Source organism: Brassicibacter mesophilus, from assembly GCF_050433385.1.
GTDB lineage: Bacteria > Bacillota > Clostridia > Tissierellales > Proteiniboraceae > Brassicibacter > Brassicibacter mesophilus.
Genome location: NZ_JBNPXI010000056.1, coordinates 1 through 1,464, shown reverse-complemented (window position 1 = coordinate 1,464; position 1,464 = coordinate 1). Strand labels below are relative to the sequence as shown.

At 33.7% G+C, this 1,464-nt stretch carries 1 protein-coding gene; it reads left to right on the top strand.

Translation table 11 applies throughout. The features are described from left to right. The first annotated feature begins 309 nt into the window (after window positions 1-309). Window positions 310-1,203 (top strand): multicopper oxidase family protein, encoded by an 894-nt coding sequence (locus HNR33_RS22775; RefSeq protein WP_429088308.1) that lies wholly within the window; start codon window positions 310-312, stop codon window positions 1,201-1,203. Window positions 1,204-1,464: the final 261 nt, after the last annotated feature.

Sequence of the window (1,464 nt, the reverse complement as noted above, 5' to 3'; positions counted from 1 at the left end):
CCGCCGTTTTCAAAGTCTTCATTCTTGTGTAGACAGTTTTTACATATTTTAAGAGAATTATCTTTCTGAATGTTCTCCTAGCCTTCATGATGTCTTAACTAAAAGCCATATAGTCTTTCAAACATCCTTCTTCCCCCTATTTTCACAAGCGATAATAAGAACGCTTTTTCGTTCTCTAAAGGAGTATTTTATACCGTCTCGGCCTGTAAGGACTAATTATCATTTGATATGCCAAATATATTTTCTCGTGTGAACAATCCTGTCATAAAGCATAATGTTATGAAGACGATTATCATGGGAGGATTTTCTATGGTTATTACACCAGATGTATCTGACTTATCATATGCATTACATAACGGGATAAAGTATTTTGAACTCATTGCTGAGCCTGTGAAACGAGAAATACTCTCCAGCTTGTATATTAATGCATGGGGGTATAATGGAAGCATGCCGGGTCCGACGATTCAGGTTTATCCTGGAGATTACGTGAACATACGTGTGATAAATAAGCTGCCGGAGCCCACAAGTATACACTGGCACGGTCTTGATGTGCCGAACGTCATGGATGGTGTCCCAGCTGTAGAACCTTCACCTAAAATAGATCCTGGAAAGTATTTTGACTATCATTTCAGGATAACCAATTCATTAGGTACACATATGTATCATACACATTTTTACACGGTAAAACAAGAAATGATGGGTTTGGGAGGAGCATTCATCATATTGGATTCAAACCTGCACAAGCAATATATAAATAGAGACTATTTTATCATGCTGCAGGAATTTCATGTAAACGGACTGAATATGGGTGAAATTAAACCGGGAGTATATGATATTGACCATATGAATGACGATTTTAATTTCTTTACGATGAATGGGCGATGTTTTCCATATACGTCTCCTCTTAAGACAAAAATTTGTGAAAATGTTAGGATACGTCTTGGTAATGTTGGACATAATGCACATCCTATTCATATTCATGGGCATCAATTTATCGTTTCGACAAGTGATGGTAATAGTATCTTTGTACAAAACCGACTTGAGAAAACAACAATAAATGTTGCATCTGGAGAAACCTACAATGTTGAATTTTATGCAAATAACCCTGATATATGGCCTTTTCATTGCCATATACCACATCATATGTCCAATAATATGCAAAAACGGATGGGTGGAATGTTTACAGTGATAAAATATGTTTGATTTGAATCTTTATATCTATTTATATTTCTAATCGTAACTGTCAATCTCAAAATGTACAATTATTAGAATTAGTTATTGCTTCTTTTTTATTTTGGTTAAGTGAAAAATTAAATTCCAGTTTGTAAGACTAAATTCCATAGGAAAAGAATTTAAGATTATTACAAACTTAACCTGATGTGCTAGTAGAATTACATCAAGATAAATTTACCAATTTATTTTTAGAAAAAAATATGCTTCTTATAAACTATTACTGGATATATT